Here is a 25,547-nt window from a genome sequence, read left to right as displayed (position 1 = left end):
TAACTATATATGCAAAAAGAGACTGGGAATGTTCCCAATCTCTGAAGTTTGTCTCCGCCTAGTTTGAAGAGATGTTATTGTTGTTCTTTGCGTTTTTGAACCATAAAACCAAGTCCTAGGAGGATAAATCCTGCGGCTACAAGGTTGGTGTCAAGCGTTGTGCTACCTGTTTTTGGTAAGGTTGCTTTTGTTGTGGCAACTGGTAGAGTAGTTGTTTCTACTTTCTTACTGGTAGTAGTTGTCGTAGCAAGAAGAGATGGAGCAGGGAGGCTGACAGGTTTTCTTGTAGGTGTTTCTTGTTTTTTAGCTGGTTGTGCAATCAGTGTTGGTTGTTTTTGAGGTTCAACACCATCGAGCTCTGCCATCGCTTTTTCAAGAGTCTCTTTTGCAGCGTCAATCTCTGCTTGGCTTGCAAGTGGATTGCTCAAGGCAGTTTGTGCAAGGACAAGAGCAGTCGCATAGCTTCCTTGAGTGGTTTTAGTTGCATAGTGGTACTTAGCACTTGTTTCTTGGAATGTCGCTTGTACTTGAACTAATTTATCTAAACTTGTCTTATTAGGCTCAACTCCGTCAAGGTTTTCCATGGCTTGTTTGAGGGTTGCTAGAGCTTGATCAATTTCCGCTTGGCTCGCCAGTGGATTTGTAAGCACAGCTTTAGCAGCGGCAAGAGTTGTTGCGTATTCTGCTTGAGCTGTCTCTGTCGCAAAGCGGTACTTAGCGCTCGTTCCTTGGAACGTTGCTTGTGCTTGAACTAACTCCTCCAAGCTTGTCTTGTTAGGTTCAACCCCGTCAAGGTTTTCCATGGCTTGTTTGAGGGTTGCTAGAACTTGATCAACTTCTGCTTGGCTCGCCAGTGGATTTGTAAGCACAGCTTTAGCAGCGGCAATAGCTGTTGCGTATTCTGCTTGAGCTGTCTCTGTCGCAAAGCGGTACTTAGCACTTGTTTCTTGGAACGTTGCTTGTGCTTGAACTAATTTATCTAAACTTGTCTTATTAGGCTCAAGTCCGTCAAGGTTTTCCATGGCTTGTTTGAGGGTTGCTAGAGCTTGATCAATTTCCGCTTGGCTCGCCAGTGGATTTGTAAGCACAGCTTTAGCAGCGGCAAGAGTTGTTGCGTATTCTGCTTGAGCTGTCTCTGTCGCAAAGCGGTACTTAGCACTTGTTTGTTGGAACGTTGCTTGTGCTTGAACTAATGTTTCCAAGCTAGCTTTATTAGGCTCAAGTCCGTCAAGGTTTTCCATGGCTTGTTTGAGGATGGCAAGAGCTTGATCGACTTCTGCTTGACTCGCCAGTGGATTTGTAAGCACAGCTTTAGCAGCGGTAAGAGCTGTTGCGTATTCTGCTTGGGCTGTCTCTGTCGCAAAGCGGTACTTAGCACTTGTTTGTTGGAATTCTACTTGATCAGCTACTAGACTTTCAAGGTTTGCTGTATAAGCAGGACGACCATCAAGATCTTTGATTGCTTTTTCAAGAGTTGCGATGGCTTGGTTGACTTGCTCTTGAGTAGCAGCAGGGTCTGTTAAGATTGCTTTAGCAGCATCAATACTTGCTTCATACAAGGCTTTTTGAGGCTCTGTGGCAAATACATAGCTAGCAGCCGTTGTTCGTAATGTCTGATCTTGGCTCACCAATTCCTTAAGACGGCTAAGGTTGGTTGGTTGACCGTTCAAGGCAGCTTGGGCGTCAAGAAGTTGTTGAAGACCAGCATCCACGTCTTTTTGCGTCATACCTGCTTTATCGACCAAAAGCTGAGCCACACGGTAGGTGGTGTCATAGATTAGCTTTTTATCACTATCTGCATTGAAATAGGTCGCAGAAGCCACAACTGGGCTGTACTGTTTCAAGGCTTCAAGGAGTTTGCTGAAGTCTGTCTCTTTTCCGTCCAAAGCCTTAAGCGCAGCTTCTAGTTGAGCTGTTACCTTATCTAACGTTTCTTGAGTTTGTTTTTGACTAGCAATTTCTTTTGCTGCTTGAAGGCTTTCTGTAAAGGCAGTCAGGGTTGCCTCTTGAGCGTTGAAGTAACGAGCTTCTTCAGAAATCGCTTTTAACTGCTCAATCAAGGCTAGGAGATTACGTTTGTCAATAATGGTTAGTGCTTGGTGGTTTGTCACAGCTGGAGACACGATCAATTCCTGAATGTCTTCGAGGAGCTCAAGCCCTTCTGGCAAGGTAACTTGTAGTTGGTAATTACCAGTTGGTACATCTTTTCCGTAGGTATTTGCCAAGTATTTTTCAAGTGGCAGTACAAATGTACGTCCTTCAGCGTCTAACAGAGTGACTTCCACAGATTGTGCCGCTTGATTAAACTGGATATCCACAGGAGCCCAAGTGAGGGATTTCATGAGGAAATGAAGAGTTGTGTAGCTTTTATCTTCTGAGACTTGTAGTGGCAAGACTTTTGCGCTGACAGGTTTCAGATTATCCCGATCATAGGCTACCAATTCAACATTGTAGTCTCCAAAAGGTAAGATAACAAGACCAGATGGGGTGAGGAGAGGATTTACGACCTGTCCCTTATGATCATGGATGATATAGGTATAAAGTGTATTTAGTGCGTTGTTTTGCTCATCCCTGATACCGATTTGTACGCGTCCAGAGTGATTGTCCGTCAAGATGATTTCAGAAAGAGGCAGGACTTGTCCGTTTCCAGCATGGTCTTCGACTGCATAGTAGATTTCTTGTAGATCTACATTTTCTGGCAGTGTGTAGCTACCGTCTGCGTTGCGCTCAATCAACACTTTATTATCATAGTTTGAAGAGTCTTGAGTGGTATAGGTCAAGCCTTTGTCATCTGCATGGAGATAGAAGACTTGCTCAAGTTTGATACCTGAGCCACCTTCTTCAATGACAGCTCGAGGGGTGAAGTGACGAGTTCCCTCATCATAGATGCCTGTTGTAATGATTGGATACTTGCGATCAAGAATGACATCAAATGTGATGGTTTGCTCTTTTGCTCCAGGAACAAGAGGGGTGTAGCGAACAACGTATTTGTAAGTGCCATCAGCTACATCATTTCCATCTTTATCTGTACCATCCCAGATGCTCTCATCAATAACGCTTGATTTTGGTTTTTTCGGATCTCCTGAGAAGAAGTTTTTATCCCCCTCAGCAGCCTCACTTTGCCAAATCGGATGTTCCATTGCTTGGTCATCTGCTTTATAAACACTAGCCACAAGATTGCGGTAGTTTCTGAGAAATACCCCTTTTAGACCGATAATGTCTTGGTTTTTATCATTGTTTGGCGAGAATGCAAGGAGAACATTTCCTGTTTCATCCACTTGAATGACAGAGTCACCGTCAGCGTCTACTTGGCTACCCAAAATGACTACCCCACGGTTTTCTCTTTTCTTGAGGGAAACGACGTATTCAGAGCTAGCTGTCACCAAGGCAGTTGCATCGCTATCGCTTGCGGCTGTGTGATCATCCACACGCGCAAAATAAAAACCATCCTTATTATCTTTGAGTAATTCATAGATAGAGCTTTCAAGAACAGCGAGATTCTGCCATTCGCCGTTGAAGCCGACATAAGGGATGCTGACAACTTCTTTTTGGTCAGCATCAAGGAAACGCACAAAGCCTTCTAAGTAGTACCCATTTGGCATTTGCTCGATGAGTTCATCGTGGAATTTACTAGCATCGACCTTAACGGTAATTGCAAGGCTACTATTGGCTTTGACAGTAACGGTTTCGCCCTTTAACTGCTCCAGTAAGCGAGGTTTCAAGGTAATGTGACCATCTTCAACAGTATCTGTGTTGACTTCCGTCACATAAGTGAGGGTCTTATCTGTATCACTGATGTTGTGGAGTAAGAGTGATAGGGTGAAGTTCGAATCGACATTGCCGAGGCTGAGACTAGCGTAGTTATTTGTACCAGTCACATAGAGGTCTGTTGAAACAGCTCCATGTGTGTCAACAAGCCCTGCCCCTTGTTGACGTGGAGAAGTATAGGCTAGCGTTTCCTCATTAAAATGAGGTTTTGCCGTACTCATAATCAAGTTTTTCACCAAAGATTCGATTTCTTCTGGTGTTTTACTTGGGTATTTTTGATTGAGGTATTGTTTGACAAGGACAGCAACTCCAGCGACATGTGGTGAAGCCATACTGGTTCCGTTTTTAGATTCGTATTTTCCATTGTTGATAGAGGAGTAAATCGCACCACCTGGTGCTGCTACATCCGGTTTTAATTCGCCATCAACGGTTAATCCCCAGCTAGAGAAGTCAGATAATTGCTTGGCTTCTGGATTTGGAATCATACCATTTTGCTTGTTGAATTGCACTTGGTAGTTGCCTTTTACTAATTCTTCCCCGAAACTGAGCGGGATAAAGGCACTTGGGACCACTTTTGTCAATTCATCAAGACTCATGCTGATGTTGGCACCTTCTTGGTTGTTAAAGATAATGGCACCAACGGCTCCCTTTGCGACAGCATTGCTAATCTTTTCAACGAAGGTAATTTCGCCACGCTTGATGAGGGCAAGTTTTCCTGTGACATCGATATTTTCAAAATCTTCTTCTTTTCCAAGTCCTGCAAAGACATAGTCGTAGGACTCTCCAGCTTCAAAGGGGATGACGCTGTCAGAAACGATGACTGGCACCTTGCCGTTATAAAGAGGCTGGTTGCTATCAGAGCTTACCACATTCATGATTTCTGTTGTAATGGTGGAGTTATTGTAAGACGCCACAGAAATAGCACCAGCAGCGGTAGAAGGACTTCCGACCAGGCCGTAGTCAGGATTTTCAGCTAAAGGAGCGGCATGCCCTGAGCCAAAAGCTCCGTCATTTCCAGCAGCGATTACAACGCTAACTCCCGCTTTTTTCGCGCGGTCAATCGCTTCATCAAGAGCAGAGCCGACATTGATGAGAGAACCATTTGCGCCTCCGAGACTGAGGTTGATACTATCAGCGCCTAACTTAACAGCATCCTCAATCGCACGGACATACAGGGAAGCATCTGTACCCTGGATGGTATCTGAGAATACCCGCATAAACATCAGCTGTGCTTCTGGAGCGACACCGTAGATGTACTCGCCACTGCTATCTGGTTTGGTTGGATTTCCCACAGCGATACCAGCAACGTGCATGCCATGCGATCCCTCTTCTGATTCCTTGATTTCAGAATTGCTTTCCATGTAGTTATAGCCAAAGATGACCTTGTCGTTATACCAATTTCCATAGGAGATTCCTGCGGCTGTTTTCACCGCTTCAAAGGATTCTTTGTCTTTATACTTGGCAGTTAGAGGGTCTGAGAGATGGAGAACGTCGTGTTCGACATCAAGACCAGAGTCGATGACGGCAACTACCATGCCCTCTCCTTTATAGCCTTCTTTCCAAGCAGGAGAAAGGTTGATTAAGGCATTGCTGCTCTCACTGAGAGGTAGAGCCGTAGCAGTAGGTTCTGCTGTTTGCGCTGTCTCAGCTAGATTTTCCACCAGATTGGTAGCTTCTGGAGCTGGAGCAGGCACTTCCAGATTAGGAGCTGGAGTTGCTACCTCAGATGTAGAAGCCACTTCAGGCTGGCTCTCTACGACTGGTTGTGGTGCAGTGTCTGTTGTGCTTGAAACTACTTCTTCGGTTGTTTGCGAAGTAGCACTGACTAGCTCATCGGCTAGGACAGGGCGTCCTGCTGAAAAGATCGCAATTCCAAGTAAAACAGAGGCTAAGCCTAGCTTATACTTACGTAAAGAAAAACGTTGTTTCATAGGAATCTCCTTTAAAAATAATCAAATTCTTTGCGAAAAGATATTTGTTCTCTCTATATTAATAAAAATATTCTGAAAATTCAAGCTTTTATGTAGATTTTATATGTTTTTATTTCAAGATAGTAAAAAATCCCTCTCTTACATAAAAGAGAAGGACGAGTATTAATCGACATAGATAGTGGATTGGTGGTTGAGCCAGTTGTATAGAAAGCCGATAACAAGACCACCACCGACAAAATTGCCAAGACCTGAGAAGAGAAAATTGCTAAGGACAGATAAGACTGTCATCCCCTCTACTGGTCCGCCATTTGAAAAGAAGGCAAGGGAGAATGTAGAGAAATTGGCAATGACGTGTTCAAATCCCATGAAGGCAAAGATAAAGATGATAAAGACCACGGCGATTGCTTTTCCTGCGTCGTCTTTCATTTTCAAAAAGACAAAGACGGCGATGTTGACCACGGCATTGGCAAAAATCCCTTCGATAAACTGAGTCAGTGGACTTTTAGCAATCTTAGCGACCGTTCCCTGGATCAGATAGCTATCAGGAGCGATATGTCCCAGTGCAAAAGGAGCAGTCTGTGATAGTAAAAAAGTCACTAAGATCGCTCCGACGAAGTTAAAGAAGATACAAGTCGCAAGGATTTTCAGAGCGGTCTTTTTAGGAATTGTTTTGCGAGAGATGGCGACTGTCATATACATCATATTAGAAGTGCCAAGCTCTGCATTCATGTAGAGGATCATGAGCAATCCCCAGCCAAACATGATGCCATAGCTAAATTTGCCAAGCCCAGCCACGACATGCTCTAGCTTATCGGCTGTATAGAGGGAAATCGCAATTCCTAGCGCCAAATAGACGCTGGCAAAGATGGATCTGAGGGCATAAGCCCAAAAATTATGTTGAAATAAATCTGCTTTTTTGAGAATACTCTTATCAATCGTCTTCATGAGAGACAAATCTTGTCCTGCCATATCATTTCCTATCTTTCTATTCTTGAGAAGTTTATCACAATATAAGATTATACCAAAAAAACATCAAAAATGTAAGGGCTTTTATGAATAAAAATCACTATTTTCTCCCATTCATGCTATAATCAAAACATGTTGACAAAAGAATTTCAAACGATGATGAAGCTAGATACCGTGGCAACGGCTAAGAGCTTACTAGGCATGGACTTGTACTTAGATGGAAAATTACTGGGACGGATTGTCGAGGTGGAAGCCTATCTCGGAAGTCACGATAGTGCTTGCCATAGCTCAGGTGGTCGACGGACAAAGAAAAATGCCTCCATGTATCTCGCCGCAGGGCATTGGTATGTCTATCAGATGTACGGCTATGCCTTGCTTAATTTTGTGACCAAGCCCGAAAATGAAGCAGAAGCGATTCTCATTCGTGCTTTGGAAATGCCAGACGGACAAGTCCTTGGCAATGGTCCCGGGAAATTAACACGGCAGACAGGGATTTCAATGGCATTTGATGGCGACTACATGCCAGATTCAAGGCTCCAGTTGAGAGTAGGAGCCGTTCCTCAAAAAATAGCCCAACGTCCTCGTATCGGGATCACCTGCCAAGACGAATGGAGAACAGCGCCGCTTTGCTTTTACGTTGAAGGAAATCGACATGTGTCAAAGATTGGAAAGAAAGGCTTGCGTGAGGATCAAGAAACGTGGATCTAGTCTTTTAAGATGAACTCCATATATACGACTTGAATACTGTTCTTTTTAGGCTGCGATAGGAGTATTTTTAAAAGAATTTTCTTCTTGACTATAACGCAAGGTTATAGTTTATAATCATAAAAACAAGAATAGAAAAAGGAGTTCTCCCTGTATGCTCAAGATTTCGGAATTTGCTAGATTGGCAAGAACGACTCGACGGACCTTGATTTTTTACGATGAAAAGGGCTTGTTTCGTCCTGCTAAGACAGCAGAAAATGGCTATCGGTTTTACGAGCCTGATCAGCTCTACCAGTTTGAGTTGATTTCTGGTCTGCGTCAGTTGGGGCTATCCTTGGATGAGATTCAGGAAATTTTGTCTTCGACTGGTGAGCAGTTGGAGTAATCCTTAGCGCAGCACCAGCAAAAACTGCAAGAACATATCCGTCATTTGCAGCTCCTTGAGCGAATGCTCGAGATTCATAAACATCATCCCTTGACCTATCAGGAGATGAAGACAGGAGAGGTTGAAGTTGGCTTTTATCCTGAGAAGGAATTTTGGTGTACGGACTTGGCGGCAGATTGTGCGCCTGATGATATCGCCCAGCTGTACGCGGAGTTTATGACAGACTTGGGAGATATGGCGAGCAGGATGCCTAGCCAACTAGGTTTTTTGACAGAATTACCGCTTGATCAAGCCCAAGACTATATGACTGCTGCCTTTCGCTTTATCAAGGAAACGGCAACTGTTGCTAGCCAGACCCTTATGCCCAAAATCACCAAACCTTCGGGTCGCTATGTGTCGATTAAGATTGACACCAGTTTGGAAAATATCCTGCTAGGACTGGAAAAGCTGCAAGAGTACAGTAAGGAACACGATTTAAAGGTCGATGACATTCTCTGGCAGTTCAATACTGACCAGCGATTGATTAAAAACGGCTCATCCGCCCAACAAGTCTTGCAATATCGAATCGTGGAAGAGTAGGAGGAGCAAGCAAATGAACCTCAAAAACCAACGAGTGCACAAAGGACAAAGCCTGCTAGCTCATCTAGCAGACTACACCGTAGTGGATATTGAAACGACAGGTGTGGCAGGCAGACAGGCTAAAATCATTGAAATCTCAGCCCTCAGAATTCGGAACCATCAGATTGACGCCGAGTTTTCCATGCTGATCAATCCTCATCAGCGCTTGACACCTTTTATCAAAAACTTGACAGGCATTACCGATCAGATGCTGATGAGCGCGCCAGAACTTCCTCAGGTTTTGCTAGATTTTTATGCTTTTCTGGGAGAGGATGTGATTGTGGGGCACAATGTCCACTTTGATGTGAATTTTCTCTATGACAATTTGCTAGTGGTGCATGGCCTTTATTTGACCAATGACATGGTTGACACACTTCGGCTGTCTAGGCGTTTTTTGGACTTGTCACATCACCGCTTGGATGATTTGACTGCTTATTTTCAGTTGCAGGGTCGGGATAAACACCGAGCGCTCCATGATTGCCGGTTGACGCATGAAGTCTACCAGAATTTATATAAACATTTTTCAGAAAATGCTTGACTGTCACGTTGCGGTATAGTGTAAGATAGGACAATAGTGTATTAGAAAGAAGGAGTAGAAATGTCAAAAATCAATCAAAAATTTTCAAATGTTCGTGAATGGCTAGGAATTCCCTACGCGAAAGCGGCACGTTTTCAAAAGCCAGAACTTGTCCCATTTGACAAGAGTCTTCCTTATGATGAAAAGGGGCCAGCGCCTTTGCAGGCGGGAGATACTAGCTGGTTAGAGGCTGACAATGGCTTTAGCGAGGATTGCTTGAACTTGAATGTTTGGGCGCCTGAAGACCGTGGGGATGAGCTCTTGCCAGTCGTGATTTATATCCATGGAGGAGGCTGGGTCCTTGGATCAAATGGGCAAACCACCTCAAATGCTGCTGGTTTAGCAGCGACTGGTAGAGTGATTGGCGTATCCATCAATTACCGCTTAGGACCTTTTGGTTTTCTGTCACTAGCCCAGTATGGTGGCAAGCTAAAAGATGCGACCAACCTAGGCTTGCAGGATATGGTGACTGCTCTGAAATGGGTCAAAGAGAATATTCAAGAATTTGGCGGAGATCCAAACAATGTGACCCTGACAGGGCATAGTGCAGGTGCATTTTCAATTTTTAGCTTGCTTGGTGTCCCTGAAGCAGATGGCCTCTTTCATCATATTGCAGCCTTTTCTGGTATGCCAGCGCGTCTAGTTCCTGCTTGGGTTTCAGAAGAGCGTGCCTTGAAAGTTCTTAAGCATTTTGGCTGCGAAGATGATCCTGAAAAATTGCTCGAAGTGGATGCCTATGAATTGGCAGAAGCTATGAGTGCTACGCAGGCAGCAGACCCAGGAGTTCAACACGGTGTAGATAACAATGTCATTGCCATGACAGATGACCGCCACCTTCCAAATGGAGTGATTGCTGAACATGCCATGACTGTGTTAGAGAGTGGGAAGCATAAAGATGTGGACATTCTCTTTAGCAGTACTTCGCAAGAGACCTATTGGTGGGTTTTACACAAAACGAAAGAATTTGATCCAGGCAGCGTGCAAGGGTTGGTTGAAGAATTTGCTCATAGCAACCGCATCACCTTGACACGGGCGCGCCAGATTATGGAAGTGTTCAATGCGGATGACTTAAAGCCAGTTGAAATCAGAGGCAATCTGCTAACAAACTTCTCCTTCACCCTTCCTCAGACGAGGGGTGCTCTTGCTCATGCCAGTGCTGGTGGGAAAGCCTATTTAATGGCAGTTGGACCAGTTGAGGGAGCAGACTACGCCGTGCATGGTACAGAGATGTATGGAATTGTCGGACAAACCAGCCCAAGTGCTAGCGAGGAGCAGATGGCGCGTGATGTGCAGGTTCGCGATGCAGTTCTTGCTCTTGCAGAAGGAAAAGAACTGCCTTGGCCGACTGTTACTAAGGACCGACTATATGTAAACGGCATCGGAAATCTGCCATATGATGCGACAGAACATGCTAAATTGGTCTTAGAAACATTTGACGGCATTCAACGCCCGTAATGGAGCTATCAACTAAAGGAAGAGGAGGCTAAGTGTGAAAGCCATTCAGTTAGACAAACCATGTGAGACAAAGGACTTAGTACCGATTGAGGTAGAAACGCCAACTGTCAAGGAAGGATTTGCCTTGGTGCGTGTCAAAGCCTTTGGGGTCAATGAATCAGAAGTGACCAGCCGTAAAGGCGAATCGGATGCTGATTTTTCCTTTCCCCGTATTTTAGGGATTGAAGGCGTCGGAGTGATTGAAGAAGTAGCTTCGCATAGTCCGTTTTTAGTAGGGCAACAGGTGGCAACCATGATGAGTGGTCTAGGACGCTCGGTAGACGGCTCTTACGCGGAGTACATGTTAGTGGCAGAAGACAAGCTGATTCCCTTTGATTCTAGCCTTGACTGGGGAAAGCTAGGGGCCCTTCCTGAAATGCTTCAGACGGCTTATGGCTCGCTGACAAAAGGGCTGCAATTACAAGCAGGAGAAACACTTTTAATCCGTGGCGGTACGTCAACGGTCGGATTAATGGCAATTAGTCTAGCTAAATTTATGGGCGCAACAGTCTTCGCCACCAGCCGCAAGGAAGATAAGTTAGAAATCCTGAAGAGTTTTGGCTGTGATGCTCCTCTCTTGGATGACGAAACCCTATCTCAGCAGATTGCAGCAGTCGCACCCCAAGGTGTGGACAAGATCTTGGAATTGGTCGGTATGACCACGCTCTTTCAAGATATGATTTTCTTGAAGGAAGGAGGCTACATCTGCTTTACAGGAGCCTTAGGTGGAGGCTGGACCATGGAGAATTTCTCCCCATTTACAATCCCTAAAGGAAAATACCTAACCAGCTACGGTGGTGATGTAGAAGACCTACCAGCCTCTGTATTTGCGGAGCTATTAACAGCGATTGAACAAGGGAAAATCAAAATCCCAATCGCCAAAATCTATCATGGACTCGCTCAAGTAGGACAAGCTCACGACAACCTAGAATCAGGACAATTTGTTGGAAAACATGTTGTGGTGTTGTGATAAAGTATTGCTACATATTGTAGGAAATGTAGAAATCTAAAATGAAGGATATTGTCTATTTCTTCAAAATATGAGGACATTTTCTGTTTTATGATAATTCTTTATTTGAATATAGTTCCTAAATTTATTCAAAGCTAGAGTAGAATATACAAAAAGCCGAGTCTACAAATGACTTGGCTTAATCTATCTGTTTTAATATACTTCTGAGAGCTTTTATGGTTGGCTCTCTTTTTTCTTTAGGAAGCTGTTCAATATCATCTATTAGTTTAGAAAATTCTGTTCCTCGATGTTGATTTTCTATATTAAAAAAGGTGCTAATATCAACTTCGAGTGCTTGCATAATTTTCTCTATGGTGTCGATTTTCACGTTCAATGCTTTACTCTCTAAACGGTAAATGTAATTGAAGCCTAAATCTGCTCTCTCAGCTAGGTATTCTTGTGTCATTCCTTTTTTCAGTCTTAAATGTCTGATTTGCTTAGCCACAAGTGTTTTTAAGTTAGTATTGGTCATGGTATCACCTCACTAACTATCATACAAGTTTATTCTAAGATAGTTACCAACCCCTAAAGACCGTTTTTTAGAATAAAATATACACCAAAAGACTGAAGTTGTGATATAATATCTTTATAATACGAAAAAAGGAGTTTTATATGGCGAAAAATCAATCCCATAGTGGCACCATTAAGGTGTCTAAGGCTTACGGCGCTGTCGGTGTGTTGGCTTTGTCGGGAGCTTTGGCTCTAGGAGGGGTATCTGTTAGTGCTGATAGTGTTGAGGGTACTAGCACGGCAACCGCTACTGAGGCGGTAGCGCCTACCAGTACAGTAACGGAAGCTCAGCTTACTGAGGCTAAAGAGGCAGTCGATACTACTCATAGTGCAGTCCTCGCTCAGGATAGTACTGTTAAAGAGGCGGAGGCTAGTCTTGAGGCTAATCGTGCGGAGGTAGCTAGTCTTGATACTCAGATTGCGGAGGTTAAGGACGTAGATAGTCAAGCCGTTGCGGAAGCTAAAGAGGCGGTTACTCGTGCGGAGTCGGCTCTTGGTAGCCAGTCAGTCGAAGCCGTCGAAACGAAGGTAGCTGATGCGAGTCAGGCTCTTGCCGATAGTATCAAAACCGTTAGCGACGCTGAACAAGACCTTGCTCTTGCCGAGAGGGGTACTGAAGTAACTGAAACAGTTACGGAGACAGTAGAAGTACCTGCTGAGGGGGCTAAGTCTCAGCTTTATGACCCTAAGACAGCAGATAAGGATGCTCGTATCTTTGTGAACCCTGAGTATATTCAGGCTATCAAAGACCTAGCCAATGGTACTGGCACTGCTGATGCGGTCGATGCAGCCATCAAAAAAGGGGGTACTGAGGTTATTAAGTACTCTAGAAGTGGTAAACCTTTGTTGACTGCTACTTATGGTGACTTGGGTGAGTACAACCTGAAGAATCTAGGCGAGACGGCTAAACATTCAGGTCTTGAAAACTTAGACAACAGTACCAAGTATGACATCCGACAACCACTCCCAGCAGACCTCTCTCGCAATCTCAGCCTTTACGGCGCAGCCGTTTTGAACCATGTCCGCAGTCTTTTTGGTCAACCGTTGCTCGAGGTATCCGAGGCTACAGCAGCCTTTGCTAACAAGTATCAGTCGGTACAGGAGGCTAAGGGGCGTAGTGGGTTATCTTCCGAAGGGGTTACCTTTGATGAGGTCATCAGCAAAGTAGGTCAAGGTTTGAAGTCTGACTATAATACTAGCGTTACTTTACCAATCAATCATGGGGATGATTTCTTCCATGGCGGTAATGAAATCTTCCTTACAGAAGGGTAACTTTACAATTCAATCTATAATTCTCTTATACCATTATTATTTAATAAGTCAACAAATAATTATGCCACTACCTTAAAGTTACTTGGGTTTACTTCTGATGCTAAACAGTTTGTAATCACTCCAGCGGTTGAGTACGGTGTACATGGTATCCCGACTAGTTTTGCACCTATTGCTTTGGTAGACTCTGACTCCCCAGCCCTAGCGAACCCATACGAAGTCCGCTCAGGGGGTACGTCTACCACTAAGCAAGTTACCAAAGAAGTAACCAAAACGGTAGTAGACCCAGTAGCGGTATCTCAAGCTAAGGCTACTTTGGCAGCAGCTAACTCTACTAAGCTTGGCGCTGAAACTCGTCTTGAATCAGCTCAAAATGAATTGGCTAGCGTTCGTTCTTTGGCTCGTGCAGTTAAAGAAGCCAAAGACCTTTACACTTCCCTAGCTCAGGCGGTATCTAGCCGTCAGGAGACATTGGCTCGTTTGATGACTGCTAAAGTGGCAGCCGAAGAAGGGGTAGAACGTCAAGCAGCTTTAGTAGTTGCGGAGCGTGAGGAGCTGAATCGTTTGATGACTGCTTATGAAAATGCGCTTGCTCGTTACTCTGCACTTAAAGCTGAGTTCGATGCACAGCCTCAGCCTGAAAAACACCACGAAGTTGGTACAGGCGTAACTGCTAGCAAGCCTGTATATGAGCTTCCTAAAGTTCAAGACCATGGGACACTCGGAGGAGATAGTCAGATTGGGGTTGGTTCACAAAATGGCGGTGCTCTTGGTGGAAACAAAAAACCTAGTACAACTGTCGGAACTCAAAAAGACAAAACAGATAAGGTTGATACCCTTGGTATGAAGCCTTCGAAATCCGATATGAAAACCCCACAATACATGGGAAGTCAGACTACTTACGGACAAGGAATGCCTGCAAAAGCCGTTTCAACTGTTCGTAACAATCAAGCATCTAAACAAGCTATTCCAACAGCTAATAGCTTACCAAAAACAGGAACAAATAACTCTATCCTAACATTGCTCGGTACAGCAAGTATCAGCCTTGTTAGCTTAGTAGGATTGAAAAAGAAAAGAGGATAAAAAATGGCAGAAGAAATTTTAGCATATCGTCTAGGACCGAGTTCTTCTTTTTCACCACAAGAAGTATTTGAGTATCATTTTGAACATTTAAAAAAATATAAACAGCTACTATTTACTACCAAAACAGATATAAAAACCCCTACAAGTTGCAAAGAAATAATGTTTGTGAACCAAGATAAAAATCAATGTTTTAAAGCATTCATTAATGGTAGCGGTCGATTTCAAGCAAATAATGATAATCTCCAAGCAGTTAAGGGATATAATGTTCCAAAACAGTTCAAGGATTCATTAAATGAAGATATTGAGAAGGGTTATCGTTGGTTTGCATTATCTGCTGAGAATGTTTCTATAGAGCCTTTTTCTAAAGGAAAATATTGTTTATCAAGAATAGATTTGATTGATAGTCTTGGAGAAAATCAAACACCTCACAGATATGTACTTCCTGCTGTTACAAGCAATAAATAATATACATTCATCAAAAAAGCAACTCCTATTCATCATGTGGGAGTTGCTTTTGGATTCTCAGCAATCGTTGGAAAGAACAAGCTATTCTAATATTTTTAGGAATGAAAGTATAAGAAAAGAGGAGTTTTTTGATGAAGCTCCTCTTGCTTTTAATTGTCCGAATCAGTATTCTTATTTCAAATAAAGGTAGTGAAAAATGTAGTGATTCGGTTGATTTCTATTGCAATGTAGTGAAATTCAAAATTTCAAAAATCGCATGAAATCAAGGTTTTTACCGTCTATTGACGTGTAGTGAATGACTACTTGACTTCAGTAAAAATCACGTGTTTACGCAATTTTGGTGAGTATTTTTTCAATTGAAGACGGTCTGGAGTGTTACGTTTGTTTTTAGAAGTAAGGTACAAGCGTTCACCAGATTCTTTGTGTTCAAGTGTGATATTTACGCGCATGGTATCTCCCTTCTATTATTCAGCTGCAGCAGCTTTAGCGATCTTACGTCCTTTGTAGTATCCTTTCAAAGATACGCGGTGAGAACGTGAGTAATCTCCAGTAGTTGCATCAAATTGTACAGATGGAGCTGTCAATTTGTAGTGCGTACGACGTTTGTTTTTCTTCGCTTTTGATGTGCGACGTGCAGGTACTGCCATTTCTTTCTATCCTCCGTTGTGATGATACGAGTAACTTGCTCGTTTAGATTCTAATCTTACTTTGGCTTTCGCCAACTGTACTAGAATATCACATTTTTTTTGTAAAGTAAAGTTACTTGACAGATTTTTTTCATTTTTTAAGAGAAATCTAAAATTGTCTGACATTTTTCATCAGAATATTCAAAAAATTTATACAAATTCCTCCCCTTGGCGATACATTTATGGTATAATATGGAAACAAAAGACACTTGAGAGGAGAGCTTGATGACAGAGAAAAGAGATATCCGTATTCGTAGTAACATCTATCAAGGGATGGTTAAGTCCCCTAACCGTGCCATGTTGCGTGCGACAGGGATGAAAGATGATAATTTTGAAAAGCCGATTGTAGGAGTGATTTCGACTTGGGCGGAAAATACGCCGTGTAATATCCATCTCCATGATTTTGGAAAATTAGCCAAAGAAGGGGTGAAATCCCAAGGTGCTTGGCCTGTGCAGTTTGGAACAATTACCGTGGCGGACGGGATTGCCATGGGAACGCCAGGTATGCGCTTTTCTCTCCCGTCTAGGGATATCATTGCAGACTCGATTGAGACGGCGATTAGCGGACATAACTGTGATGCTTTGGTCGCTATTGGGGGCTGTGATAAAAATATGCCAGGTTCTATGATTGCGATTGCAAATACCGGCATCCCAGCGATTTTTGTCTACGGTGGAACGATTGCACCTGGAAATCTGGACGGCAAAGACATTGACCTTGTATCGGTCTTTGAGTCGGTCGGAAAATGGAATCATGGCGACATGACCGAAGAGGAAGTCCATGCCTATGAATGTAACGCCTGCCCTGGCCCTGGTGGCTGTGGGGGTATGTACACGGCAAATACCATGGCGTCTGCGATTGAGGCGATGGGGATGAGTTTGCCTGGATCGTCTTCTCACCCAGCAGAGTCTCCGGAAAAAGCGCGTGACGTTGAAGAAGCTGGTCGTGCAGTTGTCAAATTGCTTGAAAAAGGCATTTATCCAAAAGACATCATGACTAGAAAAGCCTTTGAAAATGCCATTACAGTGGTTATGGCGTTAGGCGGCTCTACTAATGCGATTTTGCACTTGCTTGCCATTGCCCATGCGGCAAATGTGGAGTTGACCTTGGATGATTTCAATGATTTCCAAGAAAAAGTACCACATTTGGCAGATTTGAAGCCATCGGGAAAATATGTATTCCAAGACTTGTATAATGTCGGTGGTGTGCAGGCTGTGATGAAATACTTGTACGAACGTGGTTTCCTACACGGTGATTGCTTGACTTGTACAGGAAAGACTTTGGCAGAAAATTTGGCAGATGCACCAGATTTGACACCGGGTCAGAAAGTCATCATGCCGCTTGAACAGCCAAAACGTGCGGACGGTCCACTTATCGTCCTTCATGGGAACTTGGCGCCAGATGGGGCAGTTGCTAAGGTATCAGGAGTGAAAGTCCGTCGTCACGAGGGTCCAGCCAAAGTCTTTAACACTGAGGAAGACGCAGTAAATGCGGTTCTTCGAGATGAAGTTGTGGACGGCGATGTTGTGGTGGTTCGCTATGTCGGACCTAAAGGCGGTCCTGGTATGCCAGAAATGCTTTCCCTATCATCTATCCTGGTCGGAAAAGGACAAGGAGAATCAGTTGCCCTCTTGACCGATGGACGTTTCTCGGGTGGTACTTATGGTCTTGTTGTCGGTCATATCGCACCAGAAGCCCAAGATGGCGGTCCGATTGCCTATCTGCGTGATGGGGATATTGTCGTAGTTGATCAGGATACTAAGGAATTAACCATGCGCGTATCGGATGAAGAATTGGAAAAACGCAAGGCAGAAACAGAATTGCCACCACTATACAGCCGTGGTGTGCTTGGTAAGTATGCCCATATCGTTTCCTCATCTTCTAAAGGAGCGGTTACAGATTTCTGGAAACCAGAAGAAACAGGTAAAAAATAAAAAAAGGGAGTGGGGGGCAATTGTGATTTCGTAGAAATCGCTGTTCCTCACTCCTTTCTTTTTGAGTTCGAGCTAAATTGCCTCCCATCCCTATAAGTTGACTAGCTTTCATCATTCTTATTTGTGAAGGGGTGGAACTAGGGCTATCGAAGAGTTACTCGCTAGTTTGTTAATAGAACGTTGGTTTTATCAATGTTTTGGACAAGACTGTATTGTACTATAAAAAACGGTTAGGAATTTTTGGCACTGCACCCCAATAATGAGACCTAAGAAAAACACTATTTTGAGACCTGTTTCCTATATTCTATAGGAGATAGGTCTTTTAATTTCCGTTGAATTCTCGTTTCATTATAAAATATGATGTAATTTTTGACAATATCTGTTATACTATCTTTAGTTAGGTTTCTCCAGTTATGGAGATAGAAGGTTTCAGACTTTAAGACGGAATGAAACCATTCAATACAGGCGTTATCTGCGGGTGTTCCTTTTCGAGACATGGAGCGGATAATGCCTTTTTCTGTGCATGTTTGGTAATAGGCTTTAGAGGTATAGACTGAACCTTGATCACTGTGTAAGAGTGTTCCTTTCGGTAAATCCAACTGATTTAACGTATCTAAAACAAAGTCTGTATCCTGACTATCTGAAATTGTATAAGCTACAATCTCTCGGTTATACAAATCCATAATGGACGAGAGATAAAGTTTACAGTTTCCGAAATAGAGATAAGTGATATCCGTAACCAATCTTTGAAGGGGTTGTTTGGCTTGGAAATCCCGATTGAGCTTATTTTCAGTGACATAGTAAGATTTCCCAAGTTTTGGGACCTTCTTTGTTTTGACACGGCAAAGCCAACCATTTTGTTTCATGATACGATAGACCTTCTTATGATTCACTGTCAAACCATATCTGCTTTTTAAAAGCCGTGTAATGGTTCGATAACCATAAATATAGCCATTTTCAAGGCATAATATCTCAATCTTCTCAGTGACATCATCCATCGTTTTTACCGTTGCTGGCTCAGATTTCCAGCGATAGTAGGTGGATCTTGCCACACCAAAACAAGCCAAAATCATCGGGATTGGATAGTCAGCTTTATAGTCTTCTACAAGCTTGATAAGGGCTATTTTATCGATTTCCTTATCAAGCTGCGATACTTTTTTAGCAGCTTTACCTCTAATCTTAATTGTTCAACCTCAGATAATTCTGTCATCCCTTTACCGTAAGTATATTGTTTTCCGACAGGTTGGTAGAAGCGGTGAAGTTCATTGTTTTGATACCATTTCCACCATGTGTAAATTTGACTATCATTCTTTATCCCTAGGGTTTCCATGATAACCTTGTTGGATTTACCTGCTTTTTTCATTTCGATACAAGCTAGTTTTATGTCTAGTGAATATGCTTTTTTGACCATAAGAAAACACTCCTAATTCTATTATAGTAGAATTCATGGAGTGTTTTTCTTTGGTCTCACTTTATGGGGGCAGGGCCTTATTCCTGCCTATTTTTTTCTTTATCTAGGACTAATCCCCAAGGCAATGCGGCCAAAACGGCTGATACGTGTGATTTTCCAAGCTGGTGACCAAGTAATTTCAACCGTCACCGTCTCAATTCCCTCAATCTGCTTGAGCGAATCCACAATCTCAATCGGAATGGTCTCTGCACATTCACAGGCGGTGTCTGTAAAGGTCATCACCACCTTGCAATGCCCATTTTCATCAAGAGAAATCTCGTAGAGTAAGCCGAGATTGTAGATATCTAGCTCGACATCAGGGTCATAAATTCGCTCTAATCTTTCAATCAACTGGTCTTTGAGCGCTAGCGCTCGGTCATTTATCTGAATATCGTCTCGCATGCAATCCCTCCCATGAACTGAATTGTTGTTATTTTCTCACAATTCTGACATTTTTGCAAGGGATTTGATGATGAAAACGTATTATTTTGAAAAATTCATGTAAAGCTCTGATTATTTTTTCAAGTCAATCCAGTAGCGTTCCATGGTATCACCATCAGGAGCTAGTCTGCTGTCTTCATAGTGGCAATGGGGCTGGGCTAGAATTGTTTGTCTGGAAGCGACATTCCAGCTTGCACAGGTCACTAAAACCTTTGTCAATCCTAGATGTCTGCAAAACTCAAGCGCTTGTGTTAGTTGGACTTTTGCAAGACCTTTTCCTTGTTCGCTTGGTGCAATAGAGTAGCCGATGTGACCGGCTACATTCACTAGAAAATCCTGCTCGATATGATGGCGGATATTGACAATCCCGATGATTTTATCCTCATTTTGACGTTTGAAAATCAGGGTTGTTGAGGGTGCGCGGTCAGGCTTTGGTTGTTCTTCTTGCTGCTTGATGTGGCTGAGCCAAGCAGCGAGGTCAGGCATTTCTGATAGGCGTGAGCCACCGTTGAGATGCTGGTGTTTTTCGCTAAATTCCTGTTTGAATGTCTCAATAAAGGGTAAGTCTTTTTCCGTAGGCTTGCTGAGATAGTAGGTCTCCATGCTCGTCTCCTTTCTGATAATCCTATATTTAGGATAGCAAACAAGGTAAGCTTTGTCTAGGAAATCTGAGGTCTGCCTTTTCTTGTCCTCTGAAATATGATAAAATAGGGGTAATGACACTCTGAAAAGGATAGAAATGTATGAAATTACAAAAACCGAAAGGTACCCAAGATATTTTGCCGAAAGAGTCTGCTAAGTGGCAGTATGTGGAAGAGTTTGCCCGTAAGACCTTTGGCAAGTACAATTACCAAGAAATCCGCACGCCGATTTTTGAGCACTATGAAGTGATTAGCCGCTCGGTGGGAGATACGACGGATATCGTTAGTAAAGAAATGTATGACTTCTATGACAAGGGAGACCGCCACATCACGCTTCGTCCGGAAGGAACTGCTCCAGTTGTGCGCTCTTATGTAGAAAATAAGCTTTTTGCGCCTGAGGTGCAAAAGCCTGTGAAATTATACTACATGGGTTCTATGTTCCGCTACGAGCGTCCACAGGCAGGGCGTCTGCGTGAGTTCCACCAGATTGGGGTTGAGTGCTTTGGATCTAGCAATCCTGCGACGGATGTGGAGACTATTGCCATGGCGGCACAATTCTTCAAGGAAATCGGTATTCAAAACATCACCCTACATTTGAATACTTTGGGTAGCAGCGCGAGTCGTGCAGCTTATCGCAAGGCTCTGATTGACTATCTGACACCGCTCAAAGAGATCTTGTCAAAAGACAGTCAGCGTCGTTTGGAAGAAAATCCACTGCGTGTCCTCGATAGTAAAGAAAAAGAGGATAAGGTAGCTGTGGAGAATGCTCCGTCAATTCTTGATTACTTGGACGACGAGAGTCAAGCGCATTTTGACAGCGTTCGTGAGATGTTAGATAATCTAGGGATTGATTATGTGATTGATACCAATATGGTGCGTGGCCTTGATTATTATAACCACACGATTTTTGAGTTCGTAACAGAGATTGCGGGCAGTGAATTGACCATTTGTGCGGGTGGTCGCTATGATGGTTTGGTTGAGTATTTTGACGGACCAGCGACACCAGGATTTGGCTTTGGTATGGGAATGGAAAGGCTCCTTCTCGTACTTGATAAGCAAGGTGTAGAATTGCCTGTGGCAGACGGCTTAGATGTTTATATTGCGGTTTTAGGACAAGAAGTAAATGGCAAAGCCTTGGAATTGACTCAAGCTCTGCGCAATCAAGGTTTCAAGGTCGAGCGTGATTATCTAGGGCGCAAGCTAAAAGCCCAGTTCAAATCTGCTGACCAGCTGAACGCAACCCTTGTCATCGCCCTTGGTGAGAGCGAAGTAGAAAAGGGTGAAATCACTGTCAAGCATAACCAAACAAGGGAAGAAATCACAGTTTCTCTTGCAGAATTAAGCACAAATTTCGCAGAAATTTTTGAAAAGCTAAAAGCTTAAGAAAACTTTAAGCTGGGGGCGTTATAATAAAACCATCAAATGAAGACCTCCTAACTTTATTTGATAGAATCCTAAACTTTTTCATAATAATCTCCCATAAAAGTCACCAAATTCGGTGGCTTTTTTTGTGGGAAATCGATATAATAAGAATCATGGAGGAAACGATGAAACAGATCATTTTTGTAGCGCTGATCCAAGGTTTGGTACTTTTTGTCATCATCGGCAGTCTGTGCTTCTTTGTGCGCGGAGATTTTTTCTATGCTTATTTGGCGCCTCTTTTAGGTGGGGCAGCGGCTCTCGTCCGTTTTGCAGGTGGGTATTTTTTAGAACTCATGCGCCCAGAAGAGAATAAAGAAGATTAGAACTTGTATTCACAACTCAGCAACTCTATTCAGGGTTTATTGTTCGCTACTCAGCTTTTCTTTTTCTCGAAATACAGTCAGTATAGTCCTTTAGTTTTCATTTATTACGTCGTTAACTCGTCTTGCTTCAACAGTCCAGTGGACTGTTGAAGGTGGGAAATAAGGATTATGAAATAATTCTCAGTTAACCCCAGTTATGCCTGCGACTCGTTGTCTCGTACTAAATCAAAACTAAATAACTATATTCCTTTAAAAAACGCCTTGATGATCGTAAAATAAGATTCCAATTAGAAGACTTTGCTTATGAATGCAGGTTATTAGCTTTGGAGCTGAGCAGTCATTGCCCTAACTTAGAGATGCAAAAAGGTTGGGACAAAAGTATCCAATTTCTTTATTTTTATAGTTTGAATAGTTTGACGCAGTAGTTGTCGGGCTTGTAAAACATTGATAAATCAATATTCTATTAAAAGAAGCTAGCGAACTTATCTTCGCTAGCCCTATTTCCAACCTTTCACAATTCTCAATTGTGAAAGCGTCAACTTGCGGGGGTGGGAGTAAACTAATCCAGTGGATTAGTTTAGCCCGAACTTAGAAACAAAGGAGTGAGGAAAATCGGTTTCTGCGAAATCACGATTTTTGTCCTACTCCCTTTTGTTTTGGATGATGTTATACATCAGATAGATGACAGCAACGATCAAGACAATCGCAAAATCGCCTAGCCAATCAAAGAAGAGGTTTCCACGGCTCAGTAAAAACCACATGCGCCTTGAGAAAGACCATGTGAGAAAAGCAACTAGATATTTTTGCCAAGATTTTGTAAGCATCGAGACCCTCCTTTTATGAGTTTTTCTTTATTATAGCGCTTTCTTGCTAGATTGTAAGAATTTAGAGAAATACGGCTCTTTTTGAGGCTTTTTATGTTAAAATAGAAAGAAGAAATAAAAGTTTGGAGAAAGAAGAATGAAACGTTCAATGTATGCTGGGCGTGTTCGGGCGGAACATGTCGGTCAAGAAATTACCTTGAAAGGATGGGTGGCTCGTCGCCGTGATTTGGGTGGCTTGATTTTCATTGACCTGCGTGACCGTGAAGGGATTATGCAGTTAGTCATCAATCCAGAGAGTGTTACTCCTTCTGTCATGGAGACAGCTGAGAGCTTGCGTAGTGAGTATGTGGTTGAGGTGACAGGGCTTGTGGCTCTTCGTGAGCAGGCAAATGATAAGCTTTCGACAGGTCAGGTTGAGCTACATGTGACGGCTATTACCGTATTAAATACAGCGAAAACAACGCCGTTTGAAATCAAAGATGGTGTGGAAATCAGCGATGATACTCGTCTTCGCTACCGCTACTTGGATCTTCGTCGTCCAGAGATGTTGGAAAATCTTAAACTGCGGGCAAAAGTGACCCACAGCATTCGTAATTATTTAGATGCTCTCGAGTTCATTGATGTTGAAACGCCATTTCTTTCTAAGTCAACGCCAGAAGGGGCGCGTGATTATTTGGTGCCAAGTCGGGTGCATGAAGGGCATTTCTATGCGCTGCCACAAAGTCCGCAAATCACCAAGCAACTCTTGATGAATGCAGGATTTGACCGTTACTACCAAATCGTCAAATGTTTCCGTGATGAGGATCTTCGTGGAGACCGTCAGCCTGAGTTTACCCAGGTCGATTTGGAGACTTCTTTCCTTGATGAGCAAGAAATCCAAGATATTGTCGAGGGCTTGATTGCAAAGGTTATGAAGGATACCAAAGGGATTGACGTGAGCCTTCCGTTTCCTCGGATGAAGTACGATGATGCGATGAATCTCTACGGTAGTGATAAGCCAGATACACGTTTTGAGATGCTCTTGCAAGATGTGACAGAGTTGGTGCGTGGCTTAGATTTCAAAGTCTTTGCGGAAGCACCCGTGGTCAAAGCGATCGTGGTCAAAAATGCGGCTGACCGCTATTCTCGTAAGGATATTGACAAGATGACAGAGCAGGCTAAGCAGTACGGTGCTAAGGGTCTTGCTTGGGTCAAATACACAGATGCTAGCTTGAACGGTCCAGTAGCGAAATTCTTGGCAGATGTGTCAGATAGCTTGACAGAAAATTTAGCTTTGGCTGAAAATGACTTGGTGCTCTTTGTGGCAGATACTCCAGAAGTCGCACATGCAACGCTAGGAGCTCTTCGCTTACGGATCGCAAAAGAGCTAGATTTGATTGATACCAATGCCTTTAACTTCTTGTGGGTTGTGGATTGGCCAATGTTTGAGTGGTCTGAAGAAGAAAATCGTTACATGAGTGCCCACCATCCATTTACCTTGCCACAAAGTGAGACAAGTCATGAGTTAGAAGGGGACTTGAGCAAGGTTCGTGCTATTGCCTATGATATTGTTTTAAATGGTTACGAACTAGGTGGTGGAAGTCTGCGGATCAACCAAAAAGACATGCAAGAGCGCATGTTTAAAGCGCTTGGCTTCTCCCATGAAGAAGCCCATGAGCAATTTGGTTTCTTGCTAGAAGCCATGGACTATGGTTTCCCACCACATGGTGGCTTGGCGCTTGGTTTGGATCGCTTTGTTATGCTCCTTGCAGGTGAAGAAAACATCCGTGAAGTGATTGCCTTTCCAAAGAATAACAAGGCGTCAGACCCAATGACGCAGGCACCAAGTCCTGTATCAGCTAAACAGCTTAACGAGTTGTCATTACATGTAGAAAGTCATGAAGAAAACTAAATTATACAAGCGTTTCCGCTACGGATTGCGACGCTTGGCGCGTCGATTTAAGCTGGTTCGTGTGCTCCAGAGCATTTCTCGAGAAAAGTATGATGAGAAGATTTCTGCCTCCATTCTCTACGGATTTTTGTCTGCGGTAGCGGTCAATTTCTTCTTTCAACCGGGGCATGTTTATTCCAGTGGCGCAACGGGTCTAGCCCAGATTTTGTCGGCTCTGAGTACACGGTTTTTAGGGGTGAATTTGCCAGTAGCTTTGACCTTTTATCTGATTAACCTGCCCTTGATGGTATTGGCTTGGTATCAGATTGGTCACAAATTTACCATCTTTACCTTTATCACGGTGTCCATGAGCTCCTTCTTTATCCATATCGTACCAGAGGTCACGCTGACCAATGACCCGATTATCAATGCCCTGTTTGGGGGTGTGGTTCTGGGTGCTGGAATTGGTTTTGCGTTGCGTTCCAACATCTCAAGTGGGGGTACAGATATTGTCAGCTTGACCATTCGTAAGCGCACAGGACGTAATGTCGGCAGTATCTCATTTTTGGTCAATGGTATGATTATGCTGATTGCTGGTGTGACCTTTGGGTGGAAATATGCGCTCTATTCCATGATTACCATTTTTGTCTCAAGCCGCGTGACGGATGCAGTGTTCACCAAGCAAAAGCGCATGCAGGCTATGATTATCACCAATCAGCCTGAGCAAGTGATTAAGAAGATTCATACCCGCTTGCACCGTGGGGCAACCATCATCCATGGCGCTGAGGGCACCTATAATCATGAGGAAAAGGCAGTGCTGATCACGATTATCACGCGGGCAGAGTACGCGGAGTTTAAGTACATCATGCAAAAAACAGACCCCCATGCCTTTGTCTCGGTCGCAGATAATGTCCATATTTTAGGACGGTTTGTGGAGGAGGATCAGTGAGGACGGCTGCAATAAGCTCAGAACAACTCAAATGATATAGAATAAGCTAGAAGTTGGAATAATTTTCCAACTTTTTTTTGATAGGTATAGCCATTTAGTTTTCATTTATGACATCGTTAACTCGTCTTGCTCCAACAGTCTGGGAGACTGTTGGAGGTTGGAAATAAGGATTATGAAATAATCCTCAGCTAAGTCTGGGAGACTGTTGGAGGTTGGAAATAAGGATTAT

At 43.3% G+C, this 25,547-nt stretch carries 23 protein-coding genes; 14 read left to right on the top strand and 9 right to left on the bottom strand.

Features of this window, described 5'->3' with window-relative positions:
• Positions 1–74 precede the first annotated feature (74 nt).
• Together AB1I63_07875 and AB1I63_07870 are read right to left on the bottom strand one after the other, a co-directional pair.
• Positions 75–5,699, bottom strand: a complete 5,625-nt coding sequence (locus tag AB1I63_07875; GenBank protein ID MEW4354790.1) for a S8 family serine peptidase — start codon at positions 5,697–5,699, stop codon at positions 75–77.
• Between the two features lie 162 nt (positions 5,700–5,861).
• Entirely contained in the window at positions 5,862–6,668 is an 807-nt protein-coding gene (locus tag AB1I63_07870; GenBank protein ID MEW4354789.1) for a formate/nitrite transporter family protein, read from the bottom strand.
• 129 nt (positions 6,669–6,797) lie between these two features.
• Here AB1I63_07870 and AB1I63_07865 point away from each other — a divergent pair, with 129 nt between their 5' ends.
• The 6 genes from AB1I63_07865 to AB1I63_07840 all read left to right on the top strand — a co-directional run bounded on the left by AB1I63_07865 (position 6,798) and on the right by AB1I63_07840 (position 11,414).
• Positions 6,798–7,373, top strand: a complete 576-nt coding sequence (locus AB1I63_07865) for a DNA-3-methyladenine glycosylase (protein MEW4354788.1) — start codon at positions 6,798–6,800, stop codon at positions 7,371–7,373.
• A 151-nt stretch (positions 7,374–7,524) separates the two neighbouring features.
• Entirely contained in the window at positions 7,525–7,755 is a 231-nt protein-coding gene (locus tag AB1I63_07860; GenBank protein ID MEW4354787.1) for a MerR family transcriptional regulator, read from the top strand.
• A gap of 63 nt (positions 7,756–7,818) precedes the next feature.
• Positions 7,819–8,334, top strand: a complete 516-nt coding sequence (locus AB1I63_07855) for a hypothetical protein (GenBank protein ID MEW4354786.1) — start codon at positions 7,819–7,821, stop codon at positions 8,332–8,334.
• A gap of 13 nt (positions 8,335–8,347) precedes the next feature.
• Positions 8,348–8,911: a 3'-5' exonuclease gene (locus AB1I63_07850; protein ID MEW4354785.1), complete on the top strand. Its 564-nt coding sequence runs from the start codon at positions 8,348–8,350 to the stop codon at positions 8,909–8,911.
• Positions 8,912–8,971: 60 nt separating this feature from the next.
• A complete protein-coding gene (locus tag AB1I63_07845) occupies positions 8,972–10,405 on the top strand; it encodes a carboxylesterase family protein (GenBank protein MEW4354784.1) in 1,434 nt (477 codons plus the stop codon).
• A 34-nt stretch (positions 10,406–10,439) separates the two neighbouring features.
• Positions 10,440–11,414, top strand: coding sequence for a zinc-binding dehydrogenase (locus AB1I63_07840; protein ID MEW4354783.1), 975 nt, complete (start codon positions 10,440–10,442; stop codon positions 11,412–11,414).
• 178 nt (positions 11,415–11,592) lie between these two features.
• On the opposite strand, the gene AB1I63_07835 is transcribed toward AB1I63_07840, so the two are convergent.
• Positions 11,593–11,925 (bottom strand): helix-turn-helix transcriptional regulator, encoded by a 333-nt coding sequence (locus AB1I63_07835; GenBank protein MEW4354782.1) that lies wholly within the window; start codon positions 11,923–11,925, stop codon positions 11,593–11,595.
• A 140-nt stretch (positions 11,926–12,065) separates the two neighbouring features.
• Here AB1I63_07835 and AB1I63_07830 point away from each other — a divergent pair, with 140 nt between their 5' ends.
• The 3 genes from AB1I63_07830 to AB1I63_07820 all read left to right on the top strand — a co-directional run bounded on the left by AB1I63_07830 (position 12,066) and on the right by AB1I63_07820 (position 14,780).
• Entirely contained in the window at positions 12,066–13,235 is a 1,170-nt protein-coding gene (locus AB1I63_07830) for a hypothetical protein (protein ID MEW4354781.1), read from the top strand.
• Positions 13,236–13,409: 174 nt separating this feature from the next.
• Positions 13,410–14,315, top strand: coding sequence for an LPXTG cell wall anchor domain-containing protein (locus tag AB1I63_07825; GenBank protein MEW4354780.1), 906 nt, complete (start codon positions 13,410–13,412; stop codon positions 14,313–14,315).
• 3 nt (positions 14,316–14,318) lie between these two features.
• Complete coding sequence (locus AB1I63_07820; GenBank protein MEW4354779.1) at positions 14,319–14,780, top strand: hypothetical protein; 462 nt, start codon at positions 14,319–14,321, stop codon at positions 14,778–14,780.
• 299 nt (positions 14,781–15,079) lie between these two features.
• Here AB1I63_07820 and rpmG read toward each other — a convergent pair whose 3' ends face one another.
• The gene (gene rpmG / locus AB1I63_07815) at positions 15,080–15,229 is read right to left on the bottom strand and encodes a 50S ribosomal protein L33 (GenBank protein MEW4354778.1); all 150 of its coding nucleotides are present in this window, start codon (positions 15,227–15,229) and stop codon (positions 15,080–15,082) included.
• 15 nt (positions 15,230–15,244) lie between these two features.
• Positions 15,245–15,427: a 50S ribosomal protein L32 gene (gene rpmF / locus AB1I63_07810; protein ID MEW4354777.1), complete on the bottom strand. Its 183-nt coding sequence runs from the start codon at positions 15,425–15,427 to the stop codon at positions 15,245–15,247.
• 264 nt (positions 15,428–15,691) lie between these two features.
• Between rpmF and ilvD the strand changes: the two genes are divergently transcribed.
• Positions 15,692–17,398 (top strand): dihydroxy-acid dehydratase, encoded by a 1,707-nt coding sequence (gene ilvD, locus AB1I63_07805; GenBank protein ID MEW4354776.1) that lies wholly within the window; start codon positions 15,692–15,694, stop codon positions 17,396–17,398.
• Positions 17,399–17,676: 278 nt separating this feature from the next.
• Here ilvD and AB1I63_07800 read toward each other — a convergent pair.
• From AB1I63_07800 to AB1I63_07790, 3 genes are all read right to left on the bottom strand, one after another.
• Positions 17,677–18,809 (bottom strand): IS3 family transposase gene (locus AB1I63_07800; GenBank protein MEW4354775.1). Its coding sequence is split into 2 segments (ribosomal slippage): positions 17,677–18,539 and positions 18,539–18,809, totalling 1,134 coding nucleotides; the frame shifts between segments, so codons are not numbered across the junction.
• A gap of 99 nt (positions 18,810–18,908) precedes the next feature.
• On the bottom strand, positions 18,909–19,250 hold the full coding sequence (locus tag AB1I63_07795) for a metal-sulfur cluster assembly factor (protein MEW4354774.1): 342 nt from the start codon (positions 19,248–19,250) through the stop codon (positions 18,909–18,911).
• A 111-nt stretch (positions 19,251–19,361) separates the two neighbouring features.
• Positions 19,362–19,892: a GNAT family N-acetyltransferase gene (locus AB1I63_07790; protein ID MEW4354773.1), complete on the bottom strand. Its 531-nt coding sequence runs from the start codon at positions 19,890–19,892 to the stop codon at positions 19,362–19,364.
• Positions 19,893–20,032: 140 nt separating this feature from the next.
• Between AB1I63_07790 and hisS the strand changes: the two genes are divergently transcribed.
• Both hisS and AB1I63_07780 read left to right on the top strand, forming a co-directional pair.
• On the top strand, positions 20,033–21,313 hold the full coding sequence (hisS, locus tag AB1I63_07785; GenBank protein MEW4354772.1) for a histidine--tRNA ligase: 1,281 nt from the start codon (positions 20,033–20,035) through the stop codon (positions 21,311–21,313).
• Positions 21,314–21,477: 164 nt separating this feature from the next.
• Positions 21,478–21,675 carry a hypothetical protein gene (locus tag AB1I63_07780; GenBank protein MEW4354771.1) on the top strand — a complete coding sequence of 66 codons (198 nt, stop codon included), beginning with the start codon at positions 21,478–21,480 and terminating at the stop codon, positions 21,673–21,675.
• Positions 21,676–22,316: 641 nt separating this feature from the next.
• Here the strand turns inward: AB1I63_07780 and AB1I63_07775 are convergent.
• On the bottom strand, positions 22,317–22,499 hold the full coding sequence (locus AB1I63_07775) for a hypothetical protein (GenBank protein ID MEW4354770.1): 183 nt from the start codon (positions 22,497–22,499) through the stop codon (positions 22,317–22,319).
• Positions 22,500–22,635: 136 nt separating this feature from the next.
• Here AB1I63_07775 and aspS point away from each other — a divergent pair, with 136 nt between their 5' ends.
• Complete coding sequence (gene aspS, locus AB1I63_07770; protein ID MEW4354769.1) at positions 22,636–24,390, top strand: aspartate--tRNA ligase; 1,755 nt, start codon at positions 22,636–22,638, stop codon at positions 24,388–24,390.
• Positions 24,377–25,318, top strand: a complete 942-nt coding sequence (locus AB1I63_07765; GenBank protein MEW4354768.1) for a YitT family protein — start codon at positions 24,377–24,379, stop codon at positions 25,316–25,318. Before aspS ends, AB1I63_07765 begins: the two co-directional genes overlap by 14 nt.
• The last annotated feature ends 229 nt before the right edge of the window (positions 25,319–25,547 follow it).

Source organism: Streptococcus pneumoniae, from assembly GCA_040719455.1.
In the GTDB taxonomy this organism is placed as follows: domain Bacteria; phylum Bacillota; class Bacilli; order Lactobacillales; family Streptococcaceae; genus Streptococcus; species Streptococcus pneumoniae_G.
This window is presented reverse-complemented; position numbering and strand designations above follow the sequence as displayed.